At 64.0% G+C, this 24,193-nt stretch carries 20 protein-coding genes, 1 other RNA gene, 3 pseudogenes and 1 riboswitch; of the genes and pseudogenes, 13 read left to right on the top strand and 11 right to left on the bottom strand.

Features of this window, described 5'->3' with window-relative positions; all coding sequences use genetic code 11:
* The first annotated feature begins 255 nt into the window (after positions 1-255).
* Both rnpB and QQZ18_RS09000 read left to right on the top strand, forming a co-directional pair.
* Positions 256-636: RNase P RNA component class A (rnpB, locus tag QQZ18_RS09005), an RNA gene on the top strand.
* A gap of 285 nt (positions 637-921) precedes the next feature.
* Positions 922-1,476, top strand: a complete 555-nt coding sequence (locus QQZ18_RS09000) for a flavodoxin family protein (protein WP_284540244.1) — start codon at positions 922-924, stop codon at positions 1,474-1,476.
* A gap of 220 nt (positions 1,477-1,696) precedes the next feature.
* Here the strand turns inward: QQZ18_RS09000 and QQZ18_RS08995 are convergent, their stop codons facing one another.
* Complete coding sequence (locus tag QQZ18_RS08995) at positions 1,697-2,605, bottom strand: uracil-DNA glycosylase (protein WP_284540242.1); 909 nt, start codon at positions 2,603-2,605, stop codon at positions 1,697-1,699.
* 213 nt (positions 2,606-2,818) lie between these two features.
* Between QQZ18_RS08995 and QQZ18_RS08990 the strand changes: the two genes are divergently transcribed.
* The 3 genes from QQZ18_RS08990 to QQZ18_RS08980 are packed head-to-tail and all read left to right on the top strand — an operon-like array spanning position 2,819 to position 5,853.
* Entirely contained in the window at positions 2,819-4,492 is a 1,674-nt protein-coding gene (locus QQZ18_RS08990; RefSeq protein ID WP_284540240.1) for an electron transfer flavoprotein-ubiquinone oxidoreductase, read from the top strand.
* 34 nt (positions 4,493-4,526) lie between these two features.
* Positions 4,527-5,210: a LuxR C-terminal-related transcriptional regulator gene (locus QQZ18_RS08985; protein ID WP_284540238.1), complete on the top strand. Its 684-nt coding sequence runs from the start codon at positions 4,527-4,529 to the stop codon at positions 5,208-5,210.
* 40 nt (positions 5,211-5,250) lie between these two features.
* A complete protein-coding gene (locus tag QQZ18_RS08980) occupies positions 5,251-5,853 on the top strand; it encodes an NUDIX hydrolase (RefSeq protein WP_342398916.1) in 603 nt (200 codons plus the stop codon).
* A 95-nt stretch (positions 5,854-5,948) separates the two neighbouring features.
* Here QQZ18_RS08980 and QQZ18_RS08975 read toward each other — a convergent pair whose 3' ends face one another.
* From QQZ18_RS08975 to QQZ18_RS08965, 3 genes are all read right to left on the bottom strand, one after another.
* Positions 5,949-6,599 (bottom strand): HD domain-containing protein, encoded by a 651-nt coding sequence (locus QQZ18_RS08975; RefSeq protein WP_284540236.1) that lies wholly within the window; start codon positions 6,597-6,599, stop codon positions 5,949-5,951.
* Between the two features lie 200 nt (positions 6,600-6,799).
* Positions 6,800-8,839, bottom strand: coding sequence for a glycine--tRNA ligase subunit beta (gene glyS / locus QQZ18_RS08970; protein ID WP_284540235.1), 2,040 nt, complete (start codon positions 8,837-8,839; stop codon positions 6,800-6,802).
* A 156-nt stretch (positions 8,840-8,995) separates the two neighbouring features.
* On the bottom strand, positions 8,996-10,231 hold the full coding sequence (locus QQZ18_RS08965; RefSeq protein WP_284540233.1) for a cell wall hydrolase: 1,236 nt from the start codon (positions 10,229-10,231) through the stop codon (positions 8,996-8,998).
* Between the two features lie 228 nt (positions 10,232-10,459).
* On the opposite strand from QQZ18_RS08965, the gene QQZ18_RS08960 reads away from it, so the two are divergent.
* Both QQZ18_RS08960 and QQZ18_RS08955 read left to right on the top strand, forming a co-directional pair.
* A complete protein-coding gene (locus tag QQZ18_RS08960) occupies positions 10,460-11,455 on the top strand; it encodes an MDR family oxidoreductase (RefSeq protein ID WP_284540232.1) in 996 nt (331 codons plus the stop codon).
* A 99-nt stretch (positions 11,456-11,554) separates the two neighbouring features.
* Positions 11,555-12,445: a DMT family transporter gene (locus tag QQZ18_RS08955; protein ID WP_284540230.1), complete on the top strand. Its 891-nt coding sequence runs from the start codon at positions 11,555-11,557 to the stop codon at positions 12,443-12,445.
* A 3-nt stretch (positions 12,446-12,448) separates the two neighbouring features.
* On the opposite strand, the pseudogene QQZ18_RS08950 reads toward QQZ18_RS08955, so the two are convergent.
* The 6 genes and pseudogenes from QQZ18_RS08950 to apbC all read right to left on the bottom strand — a co-directional run.
* A pseudogene (locus tag QQZ18_RS08950) lies at positions 12,449-13,391 on the bottom strand (IS481 family transposase); the annotation flags it as partial.
* A 34-nt stretch (positions 13,392-13,425) separates the two neighbouring features.
* Entirely contained in the window at positions 13,426-14,118 is a 693-nt protein-coding gene (locus tag QQZ18_RS23795; RefSeq protein WP_446728622.1) for an IS630 family transposase, read from the bottom strand.
* Between the two features lie 163 nt (positions 14,119-14,281).
* Positions 14,282-14,371 (bottom strand): annotated as a pseudogene (locus QQZ18_RS23790) (helix-turn-helix domain-containing protein); the annotation flags it as partial.
* A 579-nt stretch (positions 14,372-14,950) separates the two neighbouring features.
* Positions 14,951-15,907 carry a class I SAM-dependent methyltransferase gene (locus QQZ18_RS08940; protein ID WP_284540228.1) on the bottom strand — a complete coding sequence of 319 codons (957 nt, stop codon included), beginning with the start codon at positions 15,905-15,907 and terminating at the stop codon, positions 14,951-14,953.
* Between the two features lie 156 nt (positions 15,908-16,063).
* Positions 16,064-17,007: pseudogene (locus tag QQZ18_RS08935) on the bottom strand (IS630 family transposase).
* Positions 17,008-17,156: 149 nt separating this feature from the next.
* Complete coding sequence (gene apbC, locus QQZ18_RS08930) at positions 17,157-18,284, bottom strand: iron-sulfur cluster carrier protein ApbC (RefSeq protein WP_284540226.1); 1,128 nt, start codon at positions 18,282-18,284, stop codon at positions 17,157-17,159.
* Positions 18,285-18,397: 113 nt separating this feature from the next.
* Between apbC and mobA the strand changes: the two genes are divergently transcribed.
* The 4 genes from mobA (at position 18,398) to QQZ18_RS08910 (ending at position 21,786) form a co-directional block, all read left to right on the top strand.
* Positions 18,398-19,045, top strand: a complete 648-nt coding sequence (mobA, locus tag QQZ18_RS08925; protein WP_284540224.1) for a molybdenum cofactor guanylyltransferase MobA — start codon at positions 18,398-18,400, stop codon at positions 19,043-19,045.
* A 285-nt stretch (positions 19,046-19,330) separates the two neighbouring features.
* A complete protein-coding gene (locus QQZ18_RS08920) occupies positions 19,331-20,110 on the top strand; it encodes an ABC transporter substrate-binding protein (RefSeq protein ID WP_284540222.1) in 780 nt (259 codons plus the stop codon).
* A 138-nt stretch (positions 20,111-20,248) separates the two neighbouring features.
* The gene (locus tag QQZ18_RS08915; protein WP_284540220.1) at positions 20,249-20,959 is read left to right on the top strand and encodes an ABC transporter permease; all 711 of its coding nucleotides are present in this window, start codon (positions 20,249-20,251) and stop codon (positions 20,957-20,959) included.
* Positions 20,959-21,786, top strand: coding sequence for an ABC transporter permease (locus tag QQZ18_RS08910; protein ID WP_284540215.1), 828 nt, complete (start codon positions 20,959-20,961; stop codon positions 21,784-21,786). The genes QQZ18_RS08915 and QQZ18_RS08910 overlap by 1 nt, the downstream gene beginning before the upstream one ends.
* A 111-nt stretch (positions 21,787-21,897) precedes the next feature.
* Here the strand turns inward: QQZ18_RS08910 and QQZ18_RS08905 are convergent, their stop codons facing one another.
* Entirely contained in the window at positions 21,898-22,173 is a 276-nt protein-coding gene (locus QQZ18_RS08905) for a glycine zipper domain-containing protein (protein ID WP_079403050.1), read from the bottom strand.
* Between the two features lie 175 nt (positions 22,174-22,348).
* Between QQZ18_RS08905 and QQZ18_RS08900 the strand changes: the two genes are divergently transcribed.
* Both QQZ18_RS08900 and QQZ18_RS08895 read left to right on the top strand, forming a co-directional pair.
* Entirely contained in the window at positions 22,349-23,218 is an 870-nt protein-coding gene (locus tag QQZ18_RS08900) for an NAD(P)-dependent oxidoreductase (RefSeq protein WP_284541015.1), read from the top strand.
* Between the two features lie 229 nt (positions 23,219-23,447).
* Positions 23,448-23,620, top strand: a riboswitch (yybP-ykoY riboswitch).
* Positions 23,577-24,188 (top strand): manganese efflux pump MntP, encoded by a 612-nt coding sequence (locus tag QQZ18_RS08895; RefSeq protein WP_342398915.1) that lies wholly within the window; start codon positions 23,577-23,579, stop codon positions 24,186-24,188. It overlaps the preceding riboswitch by 44 nt.
* Positions 24,189-24,193: the final 5 nt, after the last annotated feature.

Here is a 24,193-nt window from a genome sequence, read left to right as displayed (position 1 = left end):
GCCGGCGACTGAGGCTGATAACCGATGCCGCGTCTTGCGGCTTCCGGCGCCAAGCGGCGCCCGCGCGCAGCGCGAAAGCCAAGGCGCGGAGCGCTGCCGGCGATTGAGGCTGATAACCGAAGCCGCTTCTTGCGGCTTCCGGCGCCAAGCGGTGCCCGCGCGCAGCGCGAAAGCCAAAGGCCGGAGGCCTGCCAGCGACTGAGGCTGAGAGAACCAAGCTTGACCTTCCGGCGGGGGCATGCCACACGGCTCCCGCCAGTCGGTTGGACGACCGCGCGGACAAGGGGCGAAAGCCCGTCCGGGAGGAAAGTCCGGGCTCCACGGAAACACGGTGCCGGGTAACGCCCGGCGAGGGCGACCTCAGGGAAAGTGCCACAGAGATCGAACCGCCCCGGTGCGCCGGGGTAAGGGTGAAAAGGTGGTGTAAGAGACCACCGCGGGCCCGGTAACGGGACCGGCAGGGCAAACCCCACCGGGAGCAAGACCGAATAGGGATGACGCGGGCTTCGGCCCAGCCCGTTTCCGGGTCAGTCGTCCGGGTTGGTTGCACGAGGCGTTCGGCGACGGACGTCCCAGATGAATGGTCGTCGGGCGGGAAACCGCTCACAGAACCCGGCTTACAGACCGACTGGCCTTTTTCCTCATGTCTGCATTCGGAGCCGAGCATTGCCGGCTAGCCGGCTGCTTTGTTCACGCTTGATTGACAATGTGTTGACCGCGCCGGAGCATGGCTTCTCTTGAAGCCCGACCATCTCGAAACTATTCCTATATTCGCAATTCGGATTAAGCACTTTTAACAGGTTGCTTGATGGCGTTGCGCTGCGCGTTTGGCGCCGCGAGCCCTCCGGATTGCACCAGTCACGCGCCTAAGGGCGCTCATCGAATGACGGGGTCGTCACCCCGACAAGGAACAGGTTTGATATGGCCAAGGTCGCAATCGTCTACCACTCGGGATACGGACACACGGAAGTCGTCGCCAAGGAAGTCGCCGCCGGCGCCGGTGCCGAGCTGATTCCCATCGATGCCGAGGGCAACGTCAACGAAGCGGACTGGGCCAAGCTGGATTCGGCCGATGCCATCATCTTCGGCACGCCGACCTACATGGGCAACTCGAGCTGGCAGTTCAAGAAATTCGCCGATGCCACCTCCAAGGCCTGGTTCACGCGCAAGTGGCAGGACAAGGTGTTCGGCGGCTTCACCAACTCGGCCAGCCTCAACGGCGACAAGCAGGTGACGCTGATCGGCCTGCAGACGCTGGCCTCGCAGCACGGCGGCATCTGGGTGAGCCTCGGCCTGATGCCGTCGAACACCAAGGCGTCCACGCGCGATGACGTCAACAGCCTCGGTGGCTCCGTTGGCCTCCTGGTCTCGACGCCGTCCGATGCCGGCGCCAACGAGATCCCATCCGGCGACCTTGAAACGGCTCGTGCCTATGGCGCGCGCGTCGCCTCGGTCGCGGGCAAGCTGCTGCACTGAGTTTTCGTCGATATCGACAGGAAGGGCGGTGACCTCGACGGGGTTGCCGCCCTTTTCTCGTCTCATATTCGTTCCGCTTGATCCGGACTCGTCCGGCTCAAAACGGGCGGTTCAAAACGGGCGGCTCAAGCGAGTTTCGGCCTGACCGGCCAGCGCCCGGTCGGGCGCTTCCGCGTCCGTCAGGTTCCGCCCGAAAGGTCGAAACCAGACGGAAACGGTATCAGGCCGGCGGCAGCATGCCGCCGTTTTCGAGAAAGACCTTGGCCGTCAGGAAATCGCGCCAGGCTTCGCGCTTCTTGATCGGCGTCCTCAGAAGATAGGCAGGGTGGAAGGTCGGCAGCGCCTTGAAGCGCTTGGTTCCGATCTCCAGTTCGCACCAGCGTCCGCGCAGCTTGTTGATGCCTTGCTTCACGGCGTCGCCGCCAAGCAACGCCTTGGCCGGCTGCGCGCCCAGGAAGACGATCAGCTCCGGATCGATCAGCTCGATCTGCCTCAGGATGAACGGCCGGCAGATGGCGATCTCCACGTCGGAAGGGTCGCGGTTGCCCGGCGGCCGCCAGTAGATGACGTTGGCGATATAGGCGTTGTTGCTGCGGCTGTAGCCGATGGCATTCAGCATGCGATCGAGCAACTGGCCCGAGCGGCCGACGAAGGGGCGTCCCTCGATATCCTCGTCCCGGCCGGGCGCCTCGCCGATCAGCATCAGCTTGGCGGTGGGATTGCCATCGGCGAACACCGTGTTTTTCGCCGTGAGCTTGAGATTGCAGCCGTCGAAGGCCTGGATCAGGGCTTTCAACTCGTCGAGCGTCTTGGCCGATTGGGCGGCGGCGCGCGCCTGCATCACCGTGGCTTCGGTCGGCACCTGGGCCGTCTGGCCCGATGCGATGGCCGGCCGGGCCACTGCGCCCTGCGGCGACAGATCGATGGCCGGCATCGGGCCGCGCGGCACCGGCGCTGCCTGCCGCCGCGCCGCCTGGCTCTCGGCTGCCGCCCTGGCCTTGGCGCTTTCCTCGAACCGGTCGAGCGGCGCGTCGGCCAGAGTCACGTCGACGCCCATCGCCGAATACCATTCGAGAAGGGTCGCGGCGGCATCGAAGCCGGGAGGAAGGGACGTCGGATCGGACGGCATGGCCTTTCTATAGAGCAGGACGGCCGGCGAGGAAACGCCGCACCCCACCCAAGGCGGTCAAACCCCGCCCCGAAAGCGTTTGATCGCGTCAACGGATCGTGGTTGAAGGGCTGCGGTGGGCATGATCCGTGTTTTCCCCCAGGCGTTGCCGGGCGGCCTTGGCGCGGATGATGCACACGACATGCGATCCGCTGCCCGAAAAGAGAGACATTCATGACCACCGAGCTGCCCGAGCGCGAGTCCATGGAATTCGACGTGGTGATCGTCGGCGCCGGTCCGGCCGGCCTCGCCGCCGCCATCCGCATCAAGCAGCGCGCCGCCGAAACCGGGCAGGATATCTCGGTTCTGGTGCTCGAAAAGGGGTCGGAGGTCGGCGCTCACATTCTTTCGGGCGCGGTGGTCGACACCTCCGGCATATCGGCGCTCATCCCCGACTGGCGCGATGACCCGGATACACCCTTCAAGACGCCCGTCACCGACGACCGCTTCTTCTTTCTGTTCAAGACATTCGGCGTTCGCCTGCCGAGCATGCTGATGCCGCCGCTGATGACCAATCACGGTGCCTATGCCGTGTCGTTGGGCAACGTCTGCCGCTGGTTGGCCCAGAAGGCCGAGGCGCTTGGCGTCGAGATCTATCCGGGCTTCGCCGCCGCCGAGGTGCTGTACGACGACGATGGCAGGGTGATCGGCGTCGCCACCGGCGACATGGGCGTAAAGAAGGACGGCGCGCCAGGCCCCAACTACCAGCGCGGCATGGCGCTGCTCGCCAAGTACACGCTGTTCGCCGAGGGCGCGCGAGGATCGCTGTCCAAGAAGCTGATCGAGCGCTACCAGCTCGACGAGGGCAGGGAGCCGCAGAAGTTCGGCCTCGGCATCAAGGAGCTTTGGGAGGTCGCGCCCGACAAGGCGAAGCCCGGCCTTGTCCAGCACTCCTTCGGTTGGCCGCTCGGTGGCGGTACCGGCGGCGGTTCGTTTCTCTACCACCTCGAAAACAACCAGGTGGCCGTCGGCTTCGTCGTTCATCTCAACTACGAGAACCCGTACCTGTCTCCCTTCGAGGAGTTCCAGCGCTTCAAGACGCATCCGCTCATCCGCGACACGTTCGAGGGCGGCAAGCGCATTTCCTATGGCGCGCGCGCCCTCACCGAGGGCGGTTGGCAGTCGGTGCCCAAGCTCTGCTTCCCCGGTGGCGCGCTGATCGGCTGTTCGGCCGGCTTCATGAACGTGCCGCGCATCAAGGGCAGCCACAACGCCGTCCACTCGGGCATCCTCGCCGCCGACTCGGTCGTCGAAGCCATCGCCGCCGGCCGGACCGGCGACGAGCTGGCATCCTACGAAGCCGGCTGGCGGGCGTCCGCCATCGGCAAGGACTTGAAGCGGGTGCGCAACGTCAAGCCGCTGTGGTCGCGCTTCGGCACGCTTCTGGGTATCGGTCTCGGCGGCCTGGACATGTGGATGGAGACTTTGTTCGGCGTCTCGCCCTTCGGCACGCTCGGCCATGGCAAGGCCGATGCCGACTGCCTGAAGCCGGCGCGCGGCTTCCAGCCGATCGCCTATCCCAAGCCGGACGGCAAGCTCACCTTCGACCGGCTGTCATCGGTTTTCCTGTCGGGCACCGCCCATGAGGAGAACCAGCCCGTGCACCTCAGGCTGCTGGATCCGGACCTTCAGAAGATATCGGAACATGATGTTTTCGGCGGTCCGTCCGCCCGCTACTGCCCGGCTGGCGTGTACGAGTGGATAAACGAGCCAAATACCGGACCTCGTTATGTAATCAATGCCACAAACTGTGTTCACTGCAAAACTTGTGATATCAAGGACCCCAACCAGAACATCGATTGGGCGGTCCCGGAGGGAGCGGGGGGACCCAATTATCCGAACATGTAATGGTCATTTCGTTCCAGCGGGTAGGGTGGGATTGATGAACGAGCGGGTAGAAGACGCACAGCCGGCCGACGTCGGCCAGAATTGGACGGCGATCGTTGCCGAGGACCATCCGATCATCCAGTCGGCGGTGGTGCGCATCCTGAAGAAGCGCTTCGGTTTCAAACAGCCGATTCTCGCGACCAGCTATGACGAGCTCGCCGACGCCGTTCTCGACACCGGAGACAACACGCTGGTCATCACCGACCTCGTCATGCCCGGCATGCGCGGCCTCGACACGATCAAGCACGTTCGCTCGCTGGCCCCCAAGGCCTTCGTGATCGTCTATTCCTCCAACTCCGGCGAAGAGTTGGCGCAGGGCTGTCTCGATCTCGGCTGTCGGGCCTTCATCGGCAAGCGATCCTCGGAGGATATGCTGGCGGCGGCCATCGAGACCGTGCTCGACGGCGGCACCATCATCGAGGTGGGCGCCGACAACTCGGCAGTGTCGCAGGCGGTCCTGGAACGGTCCGCGCTGGTGGCCGAGCTGTCGCCGCAGCAGCTCAAGGTGTTCCAGCTCCTCGGCGACGGCCTGCTCAACAAGCAGATCGCCTATCAGCTCGGCATCTCCGAGGCGACCGTCAAGGCGCATGTCGGCAAGATCCTGGAAACGCTGAAGATCACCTCGCGCAGTCAGGCCGCGATCACCTCCGCCTGGATGGCCGAACACGGCCTGATCTGAGGCAATTCAGCAAAAGTGGGAACCGGTTTTGCGGCCCGAATTGCCTGACGACAAAGGGCAGGAGCGTGTTGGCGAGCCAGAGTTCGCCCAACGGGCTCCTGCGGTGGTGCGCACCATCGATAGCCGTATCGTCTACGAGAACCGCTGGATGCGCGTCCGCGAGGACGCCATCGAGCGGCCCGATGGCTCGCGCGGCATCTATGGCGTGGTGGAGAAGCCCGACTTCGTGGTCATCGCCGCCGTCGACCGGGCGCGCGGCCTGATCCATCTCGTTGAGCAGTATCGCTATCCCGTCGCCGGCCGCTACTGGGAGCTGCCGCAAGGCTCGTGGGAAACGCGGCCGGACGTGGCCCCCGAAGAGGTCGCCCGGGCCGAGCTCTCCGAGGAAACCGGCATCATCGCCGGCAAGATGACGAGGGTCGGCGATCTGTTCCTCGCCTACGGCTACTCGTCGCAGCGCTATCACATCTTCCTGGCGGAGGATTTGGTGCAGGGCGAAACGGCGCTGGAAGCCGAGGAGGCCGATCTGGTCTCGCGTGCTGTTCCGCTGGCCGAGGTCGAGGCCATGGTCGCGGATGGCACCATTCGCGACGCGACAACGGTTGCCGCGCTCGGGCTGATGCGGCTCAAGGGGCTGCTGTAGAGCGGCATCGGTGTTGCGTGACAACAATGAAATAGAGCGTGTTGGCGAACCAGGGGACGCCGGACATGCTCCAGGGAGGCGCGCCGCGTCCCTGTTCAGATCTCTTCCAGAAGATCATCGTAGAAGCGCTGCAATCGCGCATGCCGTTCGGCGGCCAGCCGGCGGCCGGTTGCCGTCTTGAAGCCCTCGCAGAGCTTGAACAGCTTGGTCATGAAGTGGTCGAGCGCAAAACGGCTGTCGTTGAGCGGCCGTTCCTCCGCGGAAGGGTCGCCGGCATCGTAAAGGTGGTTGTTGAGCCGACCCGCGACATAGAAACAGCGCGCCGCGCCGATCATGCCGATGGCGTCCAGTCGGTCGGCATCCTGAACGATGCGCGCCTCCAGCGTCGTCGGCTCGATGCCGCCGGAGAAGCTGTGCGCCTCGATGGCATGCGCCACCTTCTCGCGCCGCTCAGCCTCCCAACCGATGCCGGACAGGATCTCGCGCGCCTTTACGGCCGACAGGCGCGAAGCCCGAGGACGGTCCGGCGAGTTCTTCTCGACCGCGACGCAGTCGTGGAGCAACACGGCCGCCGCCAGGATCTCGGTATCGCCGCCCTCGTTGTCGCAGATCATGGTCGCGTTCTTCCACACCCGCAGGAGGTGGGAAAAATCGTGGCTACCGTCGGCGGAGCAGACGCAGGCGCCCGAATGGGGCAGGAGGAGGGAGGCAAGGCGATCATGCGGAGAGAACAGCGAAAAGGTCAACAGCGCTCATCCGGTTGGCGAAGATGTTGAAATCAGAATACGCCGAAAGTCGTATATGCCAAGCCTTTTCGCGAAATATGCGCGCAAAAAGAAGCAAATCGAGATTCGTAACGATTTCAAGTTGATTTGGTTCCGCGCGCGAACGAAAAAGCCGCCCGCCCAGAGGGCAAGCGGCTTGTATTGTCTGACTAATTTACCGGTCAGCCTTCGATCTTCGAGAAGTCCGCCACCTGATGGCAGGCGTCGCGCAGCACCGTCAGAAGGGCGAGGCGGTTGGCGCGCACGCGTTCGTCGGCGTCGTTGACCAGCACCTTGTCGAAGAAGGCGTCGACCGGCGCGCGCAGCGTGGCGAGAGCCTTCATGGCGCCTTCGAAGTTCTCGGCGGCGACGGCATCGTGGGCTGCCTGGGCGGCCGTCTCGATGGCGGCGGCAAGGGCCTTTTCCTCGGCTTCCTTGAACAGGTTGGCGTCGACGGCGTCGGCGACGGTGGTGCCCTTCTTCTCCTCGGCCTTCAGAATGTTGGCGGCGCGCTTGTAGCCGGCCAGGAGGTTCTTGCCGTCGTCGGTGGCGAGCAGGGCACCCAGCGCCTCGACGCGCTTGACGATGAGCAGGAGGTCGTCCTGGCCACCGAGGGCAAAGACGGCGTCGACGAGGTCGAACCGGTTGCCCTGTTCGCGGAGCTGCACCTTCAGCCGGTCGGCGAAGAAGTTGAGCAGATCGGGCGTCTTGCTGGCGTAGGCGTTGAGCGGCAGGCGCACGCCGTTGTCGAGAATGATGCGGATGACGCCCAGCGCGGCGCGGCGCAGCGCGAACGGGTCCTTGCTGCCCGTCGGCTTCTCGTCGATGGCCCAGAAGCCGACCAGCGTGTCGAGCTTGTCGGCCAGCGCTACAGTGATGGACACCGGCGCCGTCGGCACGCGGTCGGACGGGCCCTGCGGCTTCCAGTGCTCCTCGATAGCGGCGGCAACGGCGGCGTCTTCGCCGGCATGGGTGGCGTAGTAGCGACCCATCAGACCCTGCACCTCGGGGAACTCGCCGACGACGCCCGTCAGCAGGTCCGCCTTGGCCAGCAGGGCGGCGCGGGCCGCCTTGTCGGCATCGGCACCGACCAGCGGCGCGATCTCACGGGCCAGCGCCACGATGCGGCGCACGCGATCGCCCTGGCTACCGAGCTTCTCGTGGAAGGTGATGCCTTCGAGCTTGGGCACCAGCGTCTGAAGCGGAATGGCGAGGTCGCCGTCCCAGAAGAACTTGGCGTCCGACAGGCGGGCGCGGATGACGCGCTCGTTGCCGGCGATGATGGTGGCGCCGCCATCTTTCGCGGCCATGTTGGACGTCAGGATGAAGCGGTTGGCGAGGCGGCCCGTCTTCGGGTCCTTCAGCACGAAACACTTCTGGTTGGCGCGGATGGTGGCGCGGATCACCTCGTCCGGCACGTCGAGGAAGGCGGGATCGAAGGCGCCCATCAGCACGACCGGCCATTCGACGAGGCCGGCCACTTCGTTGAGCAGGCCTTCGTCCTCGACCAGTTCGAGGCCGGCGGCGAAGGCGAGGTTGCGAGCGTCGGCGAGGATGATGTCGTGCCGGCGGGCCGGATCGAGCACCACCTTGGCCTTTTCAAGCTTCTCGACGTAGTCGGAAAAGCGCTTCACCTTGATCGCCTCGGGGGCAAGGAAGCGGTGGCCGTAGGTGACGTTGCCGGAGCGGATGCCATCCACCTCGAAGTCGATGACCACCGGCTCTTCGGTCTCGGGGCCGAAGGTGCAGACGATCGAATGCAGGGGGCGCACCCAGCGCAGCGTGCCCGAACCCCAGCGCTGCGACTTCGGCCAGGGGAAGCCGCGAACGACCTGCGGCATCAGCTCGGCGATGATCGCCTCGGCCGTGCGGCCGGGTTTGACGAGGTCGGCGACGTAGAAATCGCCCTTCTTCGGATCGGACACGACGCGCGCCTTGGCGATGTCGTCGAGCCCGGCGCCGCGCAGGAAGCCCTGGATGGCGCCGGCCGGCGCGTCGGTGCGCGGGCCCTTCTTCTCTTCGCGGATGTCCGGCGAGCGGGTGTTGAGGCCGTGAACGGTGAGGGCAAGGCGGCGCGGCGTCGCGAAGGCGCCGGCGCTTTCGTAGGTGAGGCCGGCGTCCACCAGACCGTTCGTCACCAGAGCCTTGAGATCGTCGGCGGCCTTCGCCTGCATGCGGGCGGGAATCTCTTCGGAGAAGAGTTCGATGAGAAGATCGGGCATGGTGGTCCTCGGGTCTCCCGGCCTGTCGCCGGTCGTCTTGCAATGCTGCGTCTGATTAGTCGGTTCGGGGAAAAATGTCATCCCCGAATAGACGCGCAGGAAGACGGAACGACACGAGGGATCGCGGCGAAAAAGCCCGCAGCCCGGCGCGGTCGCTCAGCTCCAGCCACCATTGATGGTCTGGTAGAACACGTGCAGGCCGATCTTGGCTTTCTTGGTGAACACGCTCGCCCAGTTCGGCCGCACGTAGGTGGCATGATAGTGGGTCGCCGTGCCCACGTCGTCGAGCCACGCCGCGCCGCTGGTCACCTCGCCGGCCACCTGCTGCGCCCGCCGCCAGGCGACCTTGTCGTAGATGACGTCGCGCCGGCCGTCACAGGCGAACGAGAACTGGCATTCGTTGTACTTGTCGCGGTTCTGGTAGACCACCTTGCAGATGGTGTCCGGATAGGCCGGGTTCTTGACGCGGTTGAGCACCACCTGGGCCACGGCGATCTGGCCCTTGCGCGGCTCCGATCGGCTTTCGAAGTAGATCGCCTCAGCAAGGCACTTCTGCTCGCCGTCGTCCCAGACGCTGGCCGGCAGCGGGTTGGCGGCCCACCAGTGGTCGCCGGGGCGGACGACCGGCGGCGGTGGTGCCGGCTTGTCGCCCGGCATGGCGAACAGCGAGGCGAACATGTCCTGGCTCACCACCGAGCTGTCGGGCGCATAGGCGGCCAGCAGCGCCGAGGCGGCTGCGCCGGTTTCGGCCGGAGCGTAGGCGCGCGACGGGTAGCTCGCAGCCACCAGCATGGTCTGGTCGGGCTTGTGCAGCGGCAGGGGGATCGGCGCGAGATCAGCAACGGCGGTGGTCGGCTTGGGACCGATGAAGCGCGATATCGCCAGAACCGACAGCGGCGCCGAGGACGCCGAGAACGCCATGGTCGGAAGCACGGCGGGCGGCGTCAGGCGGCCGGCGTCGCCGAGCGTCAGCGACCCGGCGGAAAAGCCGCGCTCGGTCGACGGCGTGGTGATCGACATCGGAAGGTCGCCCTTCCAGCTGCGGTCGATGCGGTCCTCGTCGGGCACGAAGGCGGAGCTGCCGACCGCGCCGGTGATGACGTCGCCCATGCCTTCGATGACGATGGAGCCGCCGTTCATCTCGAGACGGGCCGAGCCGTCCTTGACGTCGCCGAGGCGGGGGGCGACCACCGTGCTTTCGCCGCCGGGGCCGACGCCGAGCGTCACCGCCCAGCGCGTCTGGGGACTGATGGAATCGACGACGAGACTGGCGATATCCTGATAGGCGATGGACGTGGGGAAGGCGACCGCGACGACGAACAACGCGCCTGCGGCGGCGAGCCCGACGCGCCCGTGTCCGGGCCGGACTCTGGTACGAGGAACGCGACGCATGGACTGACGGCCTCCGGCGGGAACAGGACTGTGACAAACGGCGACGGAGACGAAACTGCTCCCTTGCACGATGCTGCCCGATTAACCTTGAGAAGCCGTTAATGCCGTACGGCCGATAGGTCGCCAGTGGCGGAAATCCGGGAAAAACGTCGATCTCTGAACAGTTTGAGGGTACTGGCGAAGTCGCCGTCGTGGTAAACGGCGGAGATGAAAAGGAAAGGACGGACTATGACGGACTTCGCCGCGGTGCTGCTCGATCGGGATGGGGACGGACGAACTAAGGCGCGGTTCGGGCGCCTCGCCGAGGCCGACCTGATGGACGGCAACGTGATGCTGGCGGTGCGCGCCTCGGCGGTGAATTTCAAGGATGGCCTCGCCGTGACGGGTCGCCTACCGGTGGTGCGCCGCTGGCCGATGGTGCCCGGCGTCGACGTCGCCGCCACCGTGACGGGCTCGGACGATCCGCGTTGGCAACCGGGTGACGAGGTGATCCTGACCGGCTGGGGCATTGGCGAGACGCATCTCGGCGGCTGGAGCGAGAGGATGCGCGTCTCGGGCGACTGGCTGGTCCGCCGGCCCGCGACGCTATCGCCGGTGGACGCGATGGCGCTCGGCACCGCCGGCCTCACCGTCGCCGCAGGGCTCGACAGACTTCATCGTCTCGGCCTCACCCCGGTCGACGGTCCGGTCGTCGTGACGGGCGCGGCCGGCGGCGTCGGCTCCCTGGCGGTCATGCTGCTGGCGCAGGAGGGGTGGAGCGTCACCGCGGTGACGGGCCGGTCGGAGGAAACCGAGCGACTGCAGCGGCTCGGCGCGTCCGAGGTGATCGGCCGCGAGCCGTTTGCCGGAGCGGTGAAGCCGCTTGCCCGCGAACGCTGGACTGCAGCCCTCGATACGGTGGGCTCGACCATGCTCGCCCATGTGCTGTCGATGCTGAAGCCGGGTGGCGCGGCGGTCGCCTGTGGCAACGCCGCCGGCATGGACCTTCCGGCCAGCGTCGCACCGTTCATCCTGCGCGGCGTCAGCCTTGTCGGCGTCGACAGCGTCCGCATACCGACGGCGCGCCGCGAGGCGATCTGGAACCGGCTTGCCGACAACGTCGATCGCGACCGCCTCGCCGCCATGACGCGGGTGATCGGGTTGCCTGACGCGATCGACGCCGCCTGCCGGATCGTCGACGGCGGCATTGCCGGACGAACGGTGGTGGCGGTTCGCGATCTCTGAGACCGGTCTCCGAGACCGCCTGAGAACGATCGGCTTGCCGTGAATCGTTCCATGAACGATAGTGCGCCGAATCGACGCTCCAAAGGCAAACCTCACCCCATGACCGATTTCCGCGAGACGCTGCGCGGCATCGTTGCGATGCTGCTCTGTTGCCTGTTCTTTCTCATCAACGACACCATCGTCAAAGCGGTGGCGGACGACTTGCCGATCGGCGAGGTGCTTTTCATCCGGTCCTTCATTGCGACTGTCGTCGTGTTCGTCGTGGTCTGGCGGATGGGGCTGCTGCCGAGCGTGAGAACGCAGACGTCGCGCTTCGTCATCACGCGCTCCATCTGCGAGGGCTTTGCGACGGTGGTCTACCTGTCCGGTCTGGTGCATCTGCCGATCGCCAATGCATCGGCCATCTCGCAAGGGGCGCCGCTGGCCATCACGGCGGCCGGCGCCCTCGTCCTGGGCGAGGTCGTCGGCTGGCGGCGCTGGATGTCGGTGGTCGTCGGCTTCTGCGGCATCCTGATCATCGTCCGCCCCGGCCCCGAGGGCTTCAACAGCTGGGCGCTGCTGCCCCTCCTGTCGGTGGCCTTCGTCACCGTCCGCGAGCTGTCGACCCGCTTCATCGCCCCGGAGACCAACTCGGCGGTGGTGACGCTGGTCACCCAGGTCGTGGTCACCATCGCCTGCGGCCTCCTGTCGGCGACGGAAGTCTGGCAGGCGATGACGCTCATGCAGTTCGGCCTGATCGTAATCGCCGGCCTCACCTGCATTTTCGGCGTTCAGTTCTCGATCGACGCCATGCGGCACGGCGACATATCTCTGGTCGCCCAGTTCCGCTACTCCACCATTCCCTTCGCCATCGGGCTCGGCTGGATCATCTGGGGCGACGTGCCGGATCTTGTCACTCTGCTCGGCATCGCCATCGTCGTCGGCTCCGGCATCTACATCTTCTACCGCGAGCGCGTGCGGCATCAGTCGCTCGCCAGCCGGGCGGTCTAGGTGTTCAGTCTCAGCATTTTGTGGTTTGGATCGAGCCTGAACCTTTGTGGCTCGCTCGTTCAGCATTTGCTGATGAACTCGGAGGGGGAGGGCCTTTTAGTGTCCAGAGATGGCGCTCGAAGTTGTAGGCAGTGGCCAAGCTCTGCAGGTGATCCTGAGCTAGTCGTGATAATCATAGTGAAAGTGTAGCGGTTGACGGTCGCCTCTTTAAGCGTGCGGCGCTGTCCGCTTATTCAGGGATGCTTTGGCTTCGTCAGCCGGTGCCAGATGCCGTGTTCTCGGCAGGCGTATTCGAAGGGCAGGCTACACCATGTGGCGGTCGGCCCCGACCGGTTCTTCGGTAGACCGGCGATCTGGATGCCGTTTTCGGTCAGGACGACGTAGATTTTATAAGGAACGGCGCCGACCGGAGCCGTCCAGAAAGGTGCCGCGGGAGCTATGCTCTCCTTGTCGACCACTTGGACGGAGGCTAACTTCGAAGCTCGATCGATGCCGACTTTGAGGTAAAACTTGCCCTCCGCCGTCTGCAGCTTGGAGATGATATGGAAGTAGCCGATCGGACAGCTCTTTACTTGGCCTCGGGAGGCTTCCCGCCATTGATTTCATGCAGGCGGCTGAGGCTTGGCGCAGCAGAGAGCGATGATGGGGCGATCACGTGAGCGTCGGGATCGTGGGCTGTAGCTAATAGACAGTCGTCGAGCGGCAGCCGCGTGTGCCGGCAGAAGGCGACAATGACGGTCTCCTTTTCGACTGTCAGAACGGTTGAGGAGGGCGTCCTCGGTCCGGTCAGTAGATCAGCGACGGAATTGCGCTTCTTTCACTTCGCCATGGTCTTCGTGGTGATCCCATGGCGCTTCGCCAGAACCCTCAGTCTCTCTTGACTATGCAGTATCGCTCGACAGAATACCTCTGTCTTTGTGGTGCATCCATGAAAAATCCTGCCCATAGCGCACCCCTCCAACCATGTGATACCAGTTCTGTTAGGTCCTGACCTTTCTGATGTAGGGGTAGTCGGTGAGCAAAGCGATGCGCCCCGTTTCCGTCTTTAGGTCGTTCCAAGCCTTTGCGCAGGCTTCGACGATGGCGTGCTGGTCGTTGAAGATTCGGTGGGAAAGGAAGCGCTCCTTGAGGTAGAGCCAGAGACGTTCGACCGGGTTGAGCTCGGGGGAGTAGGCCGGCAGGTGAACGAGGCTGATGTTGTCTGGTGGTTTGAGCCGCTCGGTGACGCGCCATCCGGCCTTGTCGAGTACCAGCACGACACGGACATCGGCGGGCAGGCTTTGTGCGAAGGTATCGAAGTCGAGGCGCATCATCTCGGTATCGGCTCTGGGTAGGATCAGAGCGAAGGCGTCATCGGTGCCGGGATGGATGGCGCCGTAGATGTAGACAGATTTGAAGCGCTTGTCGGTGCGCATGACCGGTCGGGCGCCCTTCTCGAACCAGACATGGGCGTTGCGTCCTTTCTGTCCGACACGGGCTTCGTCCTGGAGCCAGAGCTGAATCTGTTTGCCTTCGTGCCGCTTGGCGATGCGCTTCACAGCTTTGGCGAGCCCCCCTTTTTGAACGCCTTCTGGGCGGCGGCATCGGCCTGAGGGTGACGCGGCCGGCTCTTCTGCCAGCTGAGGGTCGAGACCCTTCAGAAGATCGAACATGCCGCTGACCGAGTAGGTCACGCCGAAGCGCTCCTCGCAGAGGCGACAGATGTCGATCCAGGCGCCAGGCCGAAACGCCGTCGCGATCCGGATCGGGACCGCGCAGGACCATGGTCCGCAAGACCGCCTGCTGGCCTTCGTCCAAAAGCGGCTTCGGACCAGAGCGCTTGCGATCGCAAAGGCCGGCGATCCCTTCAGCGTTGAAGCGGATCACCCAGTCGCGCAATGCCTGCCGGTCCATCCCAGCCGCTCTCGCCGCCTCGGCACGGCTCATGCCGTCAAGGGCGTTGGCGATTGCCAGAAGCCGAGCTGCAACCCTGCCATCCCATTCAAGTCGCGCCCGCCGACGCAGCGTCTCCACGCTGATATCCGTCCGAATGATCAGTTTGCTCGGCATCATCAATCCTCCCCCAACGAGGAGGGAATCAGAGACAAACTGATTTGCATAGACCGTGAGTCAGCATCTGACGAAACCGGTATGAGAGGAGTGTACCATCAAAGCATGGGATCAAATACTCCTCGAGCAGGCGCTGGCAAAGCCAGAGTTTGGCACGGAACGGCGCCACCTTTCGAACCGGAAAGTGTGTCCGACCAACGGCTTGGAGGGATACGGGTGGTGACCGCCGACGCGCCGACGCAGCAAACTCAAACGGCGCGGTGCCGAACGAGCGCCGCGCTCCGGAATTCACCCAAGAATGAGCATCAGTTGTATAAAATGGCGACGACCTCCGGGGCATCGGTGTTCGACTTGTCGTACCGGTTAATGATTTTGACGAACTTCTCGCCCTTCAGCACCTTGACGGCGGTTTCGACGGTCTCCTAGCCGATTCCGATCGTTGAAAGGGCGTGAGGGTCAAGGCTTGCTAAAGATGACTGCGATTTGATCGCCTCGACCGATATCATTGGCTTTGCGGGCTTGGCTGTCAAATATAGACAACTGCTCAACAGTAAAGAACATCTCAACCCGCTGCTTTACTAACGGCACCCCTCTAAGATACAGTTCACTTGCCGAAAATACCCAGCCCGCTCCGTCGTCCACGAGGGACCGCAGGCTCAATCCACATCTTCCAGCCAATAACTCAATTCCTTTGCGAGATATAAGCGTAAAGTGCCTGGGGGCGTCGAGCTGAACCCATTTGGTACCGTATTTTTCCCACGCTTCCGAAGATGGTGTCGGGATGCGGATGAGACAGGCTCCCCCTGAATTAAGTCTTTCAGCGACACTTTTTAGTTCAATGAACGGGTCTGGCACATGCTCAAACGAATGATGGTACATGATTAGGTCGTATGTTTCGTTCAACTGCGAAACATACGATCTTTTTATTTCAACACCAGCATTTGTTTTGAAGTCACAAGGGGCAAACGGGTCTACACCGATAAGATTCTTGAATCCAATGGTGCGAAGATGGTTTAGTAATTTTCCATTTCCGCATCCAACGTCCAGAATTTTGCTTTCAATACTTATTCCTGTTTTTGCAATCGTCTCTATAAATGCATTGGGTTTCATCAATCTAAATATATATCCTGATATATCGAAAGAAAAATATGATTTATCTCGATGATGTCGAGCCAATCGTCTGGCTTTTTCTTTATATGAATCAGTTTTATCGGGAGTTGATATAAATGAATAGTACGTATCTGGGTAAAATTTTTTAATTTCATCTTGTGATAGAATTTCGCAAATCTGTAAACTTTCGCAGTTCGCACACTGTACATAAGAAAATTCATTGCCAAAACCAAACATCATCTCTTTTGCGGTGTAGGTATTCTTTTCTCTCTCTCCGCAGCAAACCCGACACACATAAGACATGTGAGCATCCTCCCCCTAGCGTCTTGTGAGGATACACCTAAATCTCCTCTAGAGTTGTTACTCAATTAGCTGTAACGGAGAGGTGCGGTTGCTGAATCGAAGTTCTTTTAGGAGATCGTATGGATGAGCAGGCTGTTCTCTTAGAGCGCGTCCGGCTTAATCCGGTTCATATCCGGCTGCTGCGAAGTAGTGAGCGCACTCATCGGACGTGAAGAGTGGGGTGGCGTCGCCGACGGCATCCCACAGTGCGCTTACGGTTCGCTCGGCCTTTCCCCTGAGAACGGCCTTTAGCTTGGAGAAGGCCATTTCGATGGGGTTGAAGTCGGGACTATAGGGCGGCAGGTAATGCAGCTCAGCGCCGATCTGCTCAATGGCCTGGCGGATGCCCTCGGTCTTGTGGGCGGGCAGGTTGTCCATCACCACGACGTCTCTGCGCGACAACGTCGGCACCAGCACTTGTTCGACATAGGCTCGGAAGGCAACGCCGTTCATGGCTCCGTCGAGAACCAGTAGCGCGGTCATGCCGTTGAGGCGCAAGGCGCCGACAAAAGTGGTGGTCTTCCAATGATCATGGGGAATGGCTGCCCGGCAACGCTCGCCGCGCAGAGACCGCCCGCGAAGACGCGACATCTTTGTTGAAAGGCCTGTCTCATCGATAAAGGCGAGGCGCGCCGGATCAAGGTCGGGCTGGCCATCGAACCATGCCTGACGTCGCTTCAGGAGATCTGCCCGCTCCTATTCCAGTGCATGGGCGGTCTTTTTTGAACGTCCAGCCGCGACGGCCGAGCCAAATACTCAAGGCACCGCGGCCGATCTGAAGGCCAACCTCATTGGCGAGGCGGGCAACCATCTCGTTGAGCGTGATGTCTTTCTGCGCTTCGATCATCTCGACCACGAAGCTCTCGTGTGGATCGAGGCGAGAGCCTCGACGCCAGCCCTGCGCTCGTGCCGAACGCTCGCCCAGCTTCGCCCGACCGATCCAGCGGATCGCAGTCGATACGCCAACCCCAAACCGGGCTGCCGCCTGACGAGCGGAAAGCCCGTCAGGCGGCAGCCTGCAAAACCCGGGATCGCAAATCGTCGCTCAGCGCTCTGGCCATCGTTCTCCCTCCTGTGAGGAGAACTTTGAATCAGACTCGCAGCCCAACGTCATTTCACATTCGATTCATCGATCGATGGATACTCTAGAAAGGAAAGGGCGCCCTGCCGGCTGGCGGAGGCGCCCTGATCTCTCGTTGGTCGGCCGATCTTACTCGATGACGATGCGCGGGGCGGCCCGCTCCGGCTTGCCGGCAAGCGTGTCGAGAACGCGCCCGGCGATCGCCAGATAGGATTCGGCGTGCGGGCCGTTCGGCTCGGTCGCCACCACCGGCAGGCCGGCGTCCGACGTCTCGCGGATCTTCATCTCCAGCGGCACTTCGCCGAGGAAGGGCACGCCGATGCGGCGCGCTTCCTGCGCGGCGCCGCCATGGCCGAAGATGTCGTGGTTGGTGCCGCAGTTGGGGCAGATGAAATAGGCCATGTTCTCGACGATGCCGAGCACGGGCACCTCGACCTTCTGGAACATGGCGACGCCGCGCCGCGCGTCGAGCAGGGCGAGATCCTGCGGCGTCGACACGATGACGGCCCCGGTCAGCGGCACCTGCTGGGCCATGGTCAGCTGCACGTCGCCGGTGCCGGGCGGCATGTCGACGACGAGAACGTCGAGCTCGCCCCAGGCGCTTTCGCGCAGCATCTGCGTCAGCGCGGAGACCGCCATCGGCGCGCGCCAGATCATCGGCGTTTCTTCGTCGACCAGGAAGCCGATCGACATCACCTTGAGGCCGTAGTTCTCGAGCGGCACCAGCGTGCGGTCCTCATTGACCTCCGGCTTGTCGCCCGACAGGCCCATCAGGCGCGGCACCGATGGGCCATAGATGTCGGCGTCGAGAATGCCGACCTTCAGGCCGCGCGCCGAGAGCGCCAGCGCGAAGTTGACGGCGGTGGTCGACTTGCCGACGCCGCCCTTGCCCGAGGCGACGGCGATGATCGACTTCACGCCGGGAATGCCGTTCTTGGCCGGCATGGCGTGGGAGTGCCCATGGCCATGATCATGGGAGGGCGCCGCCTTGGGCGGCGTGCTGCCGGGCGCCACCTCGGCGGTCAGCGCCACCGTGGCCTTGACGACGCCGGGGACGGATTTCACCGCCGCTTCCGCCGCGGCGCGGATCGGCTCGAATCGCGAGGCCTTGTCGGCTGGCACCGAGATCGACAGCATCACCTTGCCGTCCTTCTCGTAGATGTCCGAGACGGCGCCGGCCGCCACGATATCCTTGCCGGTCCCCGGCATGGTGATCTTGCTGAGGGCGGCTGCGACCTGTTCCTTGAGGTTTGGCATGGCGTGCTCCGAATTGTTTGGATCTTACCTAATCCATAAAGCGGACGATCGGGAGTGAATTTGCGGTAGGGCAAGCATGCGGACGACTTCGAGGGCTTGTTCGGTTTCCCCGGATGCCTTTCAATCGCGGCATGACGATGTTTGCCGGTCTCATCCTCGCCGGAGGGCGTTCGAGCCGCATGGGCGGAGGCACGCCCAAGGCCCTGGTCGAACTTGCCGGCGCCACGCTGCTCGCCCGCGTGGCTGCGACTCTCTCGCCCCAGGTGGTCGATCTCGCCGTCAATCCGCCGCCCGGCGTCGACTTTTCCGGTCTCGACCTTCCGGTCGTGCGCGACGGTACGCCGACGTTCGAAGGGCCGCTTGCCGGCGTTCTCGCCGGCCTCGCCCATGCGTCCGCTCTGTCGTCCGGTCCGACCCACCTCCTGACCGCGCCCGTCGACCTACCGTTCCTGCCCTCGGACCTGGCGGACCGTCTCGCAGCGGGCCTCATCGACGCGGACACCATCGCCTTCGCCGAGGGGCCGGCGGGCAGGGCGCCGCTCTGTGCCCTCTGGCCGCTGTCGGTGGCTGCCCGGCTTGAGGCGTTTCTTGCCGGCGGACCGGAGCGGCGGGTGGGGGCGTTTCTCGCCGGCGAACGAACGCGGGGCATCCGCTTCGCGCCGGTTCACGTGGGCGGCAAGGCCGTCGATCCGTTCTTCAACATCAACACGCCCGATGATCTCGCCTTCGCCGAGAAAATGATCGGCTCCGTTCGTCCGTGATCCTCCCGGCGTGCAGAATCCCAGCCGGCGCAATAATGTCCCCCGTTGCATCCGGTCGCGGAATAAGATGAAGATGCGGGCGGATCGCCGTCAGCACAAGGTTTAGGCAGGCGTCGGTTCGTCGGAAGGTTTGGGCGCAGAAGCCGGTTCAACCAAGGAGACAACTCCTAAGGCGGCGGCGCCGGAAACGAACAGGGGGCTGTCGGTCGGCAGCGTCGGTCGCCACGGGCGATTGTGCGCGCCGCACGCCAACGGCCTTGTCATAGGGGTTCAGAGGGGACAATCATGAAGTTTGCCAAGACACTCGTCACCGCCGCGGCCTTGCTTGCGCTGTCGCTCGGCGGCGCGGCGGCCAAGGAGTGGAAGAAGGTCGTCATCGGCACCGAAGGCGCCTATCCGCCCTTCAACTACGTCGACACCGACGGCAAGATGAAGGGCTTCGACGTCGATATCGCGCTGGCGCTCTGCGAGGAGATGAAGGTGGAGTGCGAGGTCGTCGCCCAGGATTGGGACGGCATGATCCCGGCGCTGCTCGCCGGCAAGTTCGACGCCATCATCGCCTCCATGTCGGCCACCGAGGAGCGCAAGAAGGTCATCGACTTCTCCGAGAAGTACTACAACACGCCGCCGGCCATCGTCGCCCCCAAGGACACCGACATCAAGGGCGTCACGCCGGAAGATCTCGCCGGCAAGACCATCGGCGCCCAAGTGTCGACCATGCACGCCGACTATGTCGAGAAGGTGCTGACCCAGAGCGAGCTCAAGTCCTATCCGACCGCCGATGAGTACAAGCTCGATCTCGCCAACGGCCGCCTCGACGCCGCCAACGACGACGTCGTCGTCCTCTCGGAGTGGCTGAAGACCGAAGCCGGCGCCTGCTGCAAGCTGGTCGGCACCATCAAGCCGGTCCTCGAGATCCACGGCCCCGGCGCCGGCATCGGCGTGCGCAAGGAAGACACCGACCTGCGCGACATGTTCTCGGCTGCCATCAAGGCGATCCGCGCCAATGGCAAGTACCAGGAGATCAACAAGAAGTACTTCGACTTCGACGTCTACGGCGGCTGAGTCGGAACGATCAGGGTGATCGAATGAAACGGCGCGGGACTTGCTTTCTGAAGGGCAGTCCCGCGCTTGTTGCAGGCGACGGATCGCGCGGGTCGGGAAGGCCGGCACGATAGAGGCGTGGACGGGGAGACGGGCCGGATGGCCAACTACATGGAACTGCTGTCTTTCGGCGACAGCGGCTGGGGCGACGAACTGGCAAACGGCGTACTGGTGACGGTGACGCTTGCGCTGGCCACCTTGCCGCTCGGCCTGCTCATCGGATTTCTGATCGCCGTCGCCAAGAACTCGTCCGAACCGCTTCTGCGCAACGCCGCCAATGTCTACACGACGATCTTTCGCGGCCTTCCCGAACTTCTGACGCTGTTCCTCATCTACTACGGCGGCCAGATGGCGCTATCGGCGCTCTGGCGCCTGCTGTTCGGCCACGCCTTCGAGGTCAACAGCTATCTCGCCGGCATGATCGCGCTGGCGCTGGTGTTCTCCTCCTACGCCAGCGAGGTTTTCCTGTCGGCCTTCAAGGGCATCACCCTCGGCCAATATGAGGGAGCCTACGCCCTCGGCCTGTCGCGGTCCCGCACCATGCTGCTGGTCATCCTGCCGCAGCTTATCCGCCTCGCGCTGCCGGGCCTGTCCAACCTCTGGCTCAACCTCCTCAAGGATACCTCGCTGGTGTCCGTGATTGGTCTCACCGATCTCCTGAGGAATACCAACATCGCGGTCGGCGTCACCAAGCAGGCCTTCTTCTTCTTCTTCGTGGCCTGTTCGCTCTACCTCGTCATGTCGATCATTTCCTCGTTCGGTCTTCGCCGTGTGTCGGTCTGGGCCGAGCGCGGGCAGGGGAGGCGCTGATGACCTACGTCGACGCTCCCTCCACCGAACGGCCGCCGGCCGCCGCCCGCCGCCGCTGGACCGGCGCACGCTTCACCGGCCTCATCCTGATGGTGCTGTGGATTCTCCTGGGCCTCTCCATCGTCTACATGCTGGTGGTTGGCTACGATCCCGCGAAGGTGGCGAAATACGGCCCGCGCATCCTGAGCGGCATCGGGGTGACGTTGCAGCTCGTGGTGATGTCGATCGTGCTTGGCGCGCTGATCTCGATACCGGTGGCCGCCGGGCGCCTGTCGACCAACCCCATCATCGGCGGCATCGCCTTCGGATACTCGTATTTCTTCCGTGGCACGCCGCTGCTGGCCCAGACCTTCCTGGTCTACTACGGCGCCGGCCAGTTCACCGACGCGTTGAAGTCGGTGGGACTCTGGGTGTTCTTCCGCGACGCCTATTTCTGCGCCGTGCTGACCTTCTCGCTCAACACTGCCGCCTATCAGGCCGAAATCCTGGCGGGGGCCATCCGGTCCGTCCCCTCGGGACAGTGGCAGGCGGCCGACTCGCTCGGTCTCCGTCCCTTCGTCACCATGTTCAAGATCGTGCTGCCGCAGGCGCTGATCACCGCTCTGCGGCCATACGGCAACGAGGTGATCCTGATGATCAAGGCGTCGGCCATCGCCTCGATCATCACCGTGCTCGATCTGATGGGCCAGACCCGCTACGCCTTCTCCAAGACCTACGATCTGCAGATCTACATCTGGGCGGCGGTGATCTATCTCATCACGGTGGAGGTGCTGCGCCGCCTGTGGGAAATGATGGAGCGCCGGCTCACCCGCCATCTCAAGCGATAGGGCACCCCCGGCGGCGAAGGCTCCGGGGCCGCAAACGACAAGGCCCGAAGCGGGTGCTCCGGGCCTTGCGAACTTGGAAGGTCGTGGGCGACGAGAGCCGCCCAGGTTGGATCAGCGGCAGGCCGTGCGATAGGGGCGGCCGTAGCGATCGTAGGCGATGCAGTCTTCGCGCGGCGCCGTGGCGCCGGCGATGGCTGCGCCGCCGATGCCGCCGATGGCAGTGCCGATAATGGCTCCCTTGCCGCCGCCGGCAATGGCGCCGACCGCCGCGCCGCCGAGCGCGCCGACGGCAGCGCCGGTGGTGACGCGCTGCTGGGTGGGCGTCTGGTTGGCACAGGCGCCGAGCCCGAGTGCCAGCACGGTAACTGCGATAGCGAGAACTTTCATGACTGCCTCCAAAACTGGTCCTGTCGGTGACTTCAACGCGTCAGCGGCGAAAGGGTTCCCCGCGCCGCGGCATCGCCGCCATCTGGTTTGCCGCCGCGTCATTTGATAGATGCGGCAGGAACAAGCGCCTGCAACAATAAGCGAAAACACTGCAAATGGATAGATGAGGTTCATGATGGCAAAGGTCGTATTTCTCGGGCTCGGCGTGATGGGCTACCCGATGGCGGGTCACCTCCGGACGCGGGGCGGGCACGAGGTGACCGTCTACAACCGGACCGGCGCCAAGGCGAACGCCTGGGTCAACGCGTTCGGCGGACGCGCCGCGCCGACGCCGCGCGAGGCGGCGGCGGGCGCCGATTTCGTGTTTGCCTGCGTCGGCAACGACGACGATCTCAGGTCCGTCGTGCTCGGTCCGGATGGCGCCTTTGCCGGCATGAAGGCCGGCGCCATCTTCGTCGATCACACCACGGCATCGGCCGGCGTCGCCCGCGAACTGCAGGAAAAGGCCGTCGCTCTCGGCCTCGATTTTCTCGATGCGCCGGTGTCCGGCGGTCAGGCCGGAGCCGAAAACGGCGCGCTGACCATTATGGTCGGCGGCAATGACCGGAGCTTCGCCGCCGCCGAGCCGGTGATGCAGTCCTACGCCAAGATGATCGTCCACCTGGGCGCGTCGGGCTCGGGGCAGCTCGCCAAGATGGTCAACCAGATCTGCATCGCCGGCGTCGTGCAGGGCCTTGCCGAAGCCATCCACTTTGCCAAGTCGTCCGGCCTCGACGTCGAGAAGACCATCGCCGCCATCTCCAAGGGAGCCGCCCAGAGCTGGCAGATGGAGAATCGCTGGCAGACCATGACGGCCGGCAAGTTCGACTTCGGCTTTGCCGTCGACTGGATGCGCAAGGATCTCGGCATCGTGCTCGACGAGGCGCGGCGGACCGGTGCCCGCCTGCCGCTCACCGCCCTGGTCGACCAGTTCTACGCCGACGTCCAGGCCTCCGGCGGCAACCGGTGGGACACGTCGAGCCTGATCTCCCGCCTGGAGAAATGACCGGCTGGCCGACGGCGGTCCGCCGCCGTTGGCCGCTTCCGGCATGGGTGCCATTCGCCTGTCGCAAGGCTGGCACCCACATGCCGCACCATGCACGGATGCCCGAATTGAGAAGGGCAGTATTGCCAAGGCGATAGCCATCATCGGACAATGATCGCCCAGTTGCAAATGAATGTCATTATCACATAAGTATTTGAAATTGCTTGATTTTGTGGGCGGTGGCCGGTATCCGAACCTCATCGGGGAGTAGCCACCGTCGCTTGAGACGGGACCGCGTCAACATGCTCGCACTCATTGCGTGGCGCGGTCGGCCGAAAGGTCCGGCAAGACCGTGGTGGCGCCATCTTACGGGCGAGATGTGACGACGCCATCCGGTTCTGTGCTCGACTGGTACCCGCCGATGTCTCCGATCTCCATCGCCGTGCTCGCCGTGGGCATGTCCATCGACAGCCTGCTCGCTTCGGTCGGCGGCGGCGCCAGCCTGCGGCGTCAGTGCCGTTTCTGCGATGCGATTTTGGTCGGCGCGGTCTTTGCCATCGTTCAGATGATCACGCCGCTGGTCGGCTGGGCGGCTGGCGCGGCCGCCAGTTCCTACGTGGCGAGCTTCGACCACTGGCTGGCCTTCGGACTTCTGACGCTGGTCGGCGGCCGCATGGTTCTCCTCGCCTTCCGGGCCGAAGAGGAGGGCGCGCCCGAAACAAGCTTCATCGGTACCCCGGTGACACTGGTGATGACCGCCATAGGCACCTCCATCGACGCCATGGCCGTCGGCGTCTCGCTCGCCTTCGTCAAGGCCAACATCGTCGTCATCGTGGCGGCGATCGGCGCCACCACCTTCCTGATGTCGGCCGGCGGCGTGATGATGGGGCGGTTGATCGGCAACAGGTTCGGCCGGTCGGCCGAGGTGGTCGGCGGCCTCGTGCTGATCGGCCTGGGTTGCCTGATCCTGCGCGAGCACCTGCTGGCGTAACCGCC

It is taken from the genome of Pleomorphomonas sp. T1.2MG-36 (genome assembly GCF_950100655.1).
In the GTDB taxonomy this organism is placed as follows: domain Bacteria; phylum Pseudomonadota; class Alphaproteobacteria; order Rhizobiales; family Pleomorphomonadaceae; genus Pleomorphomonas.
The sequence above is the reverse complement of the archived record's forward strand: the minus strand, read 5'-3'. Positions and strand labels throughout refer to the sequence as shown.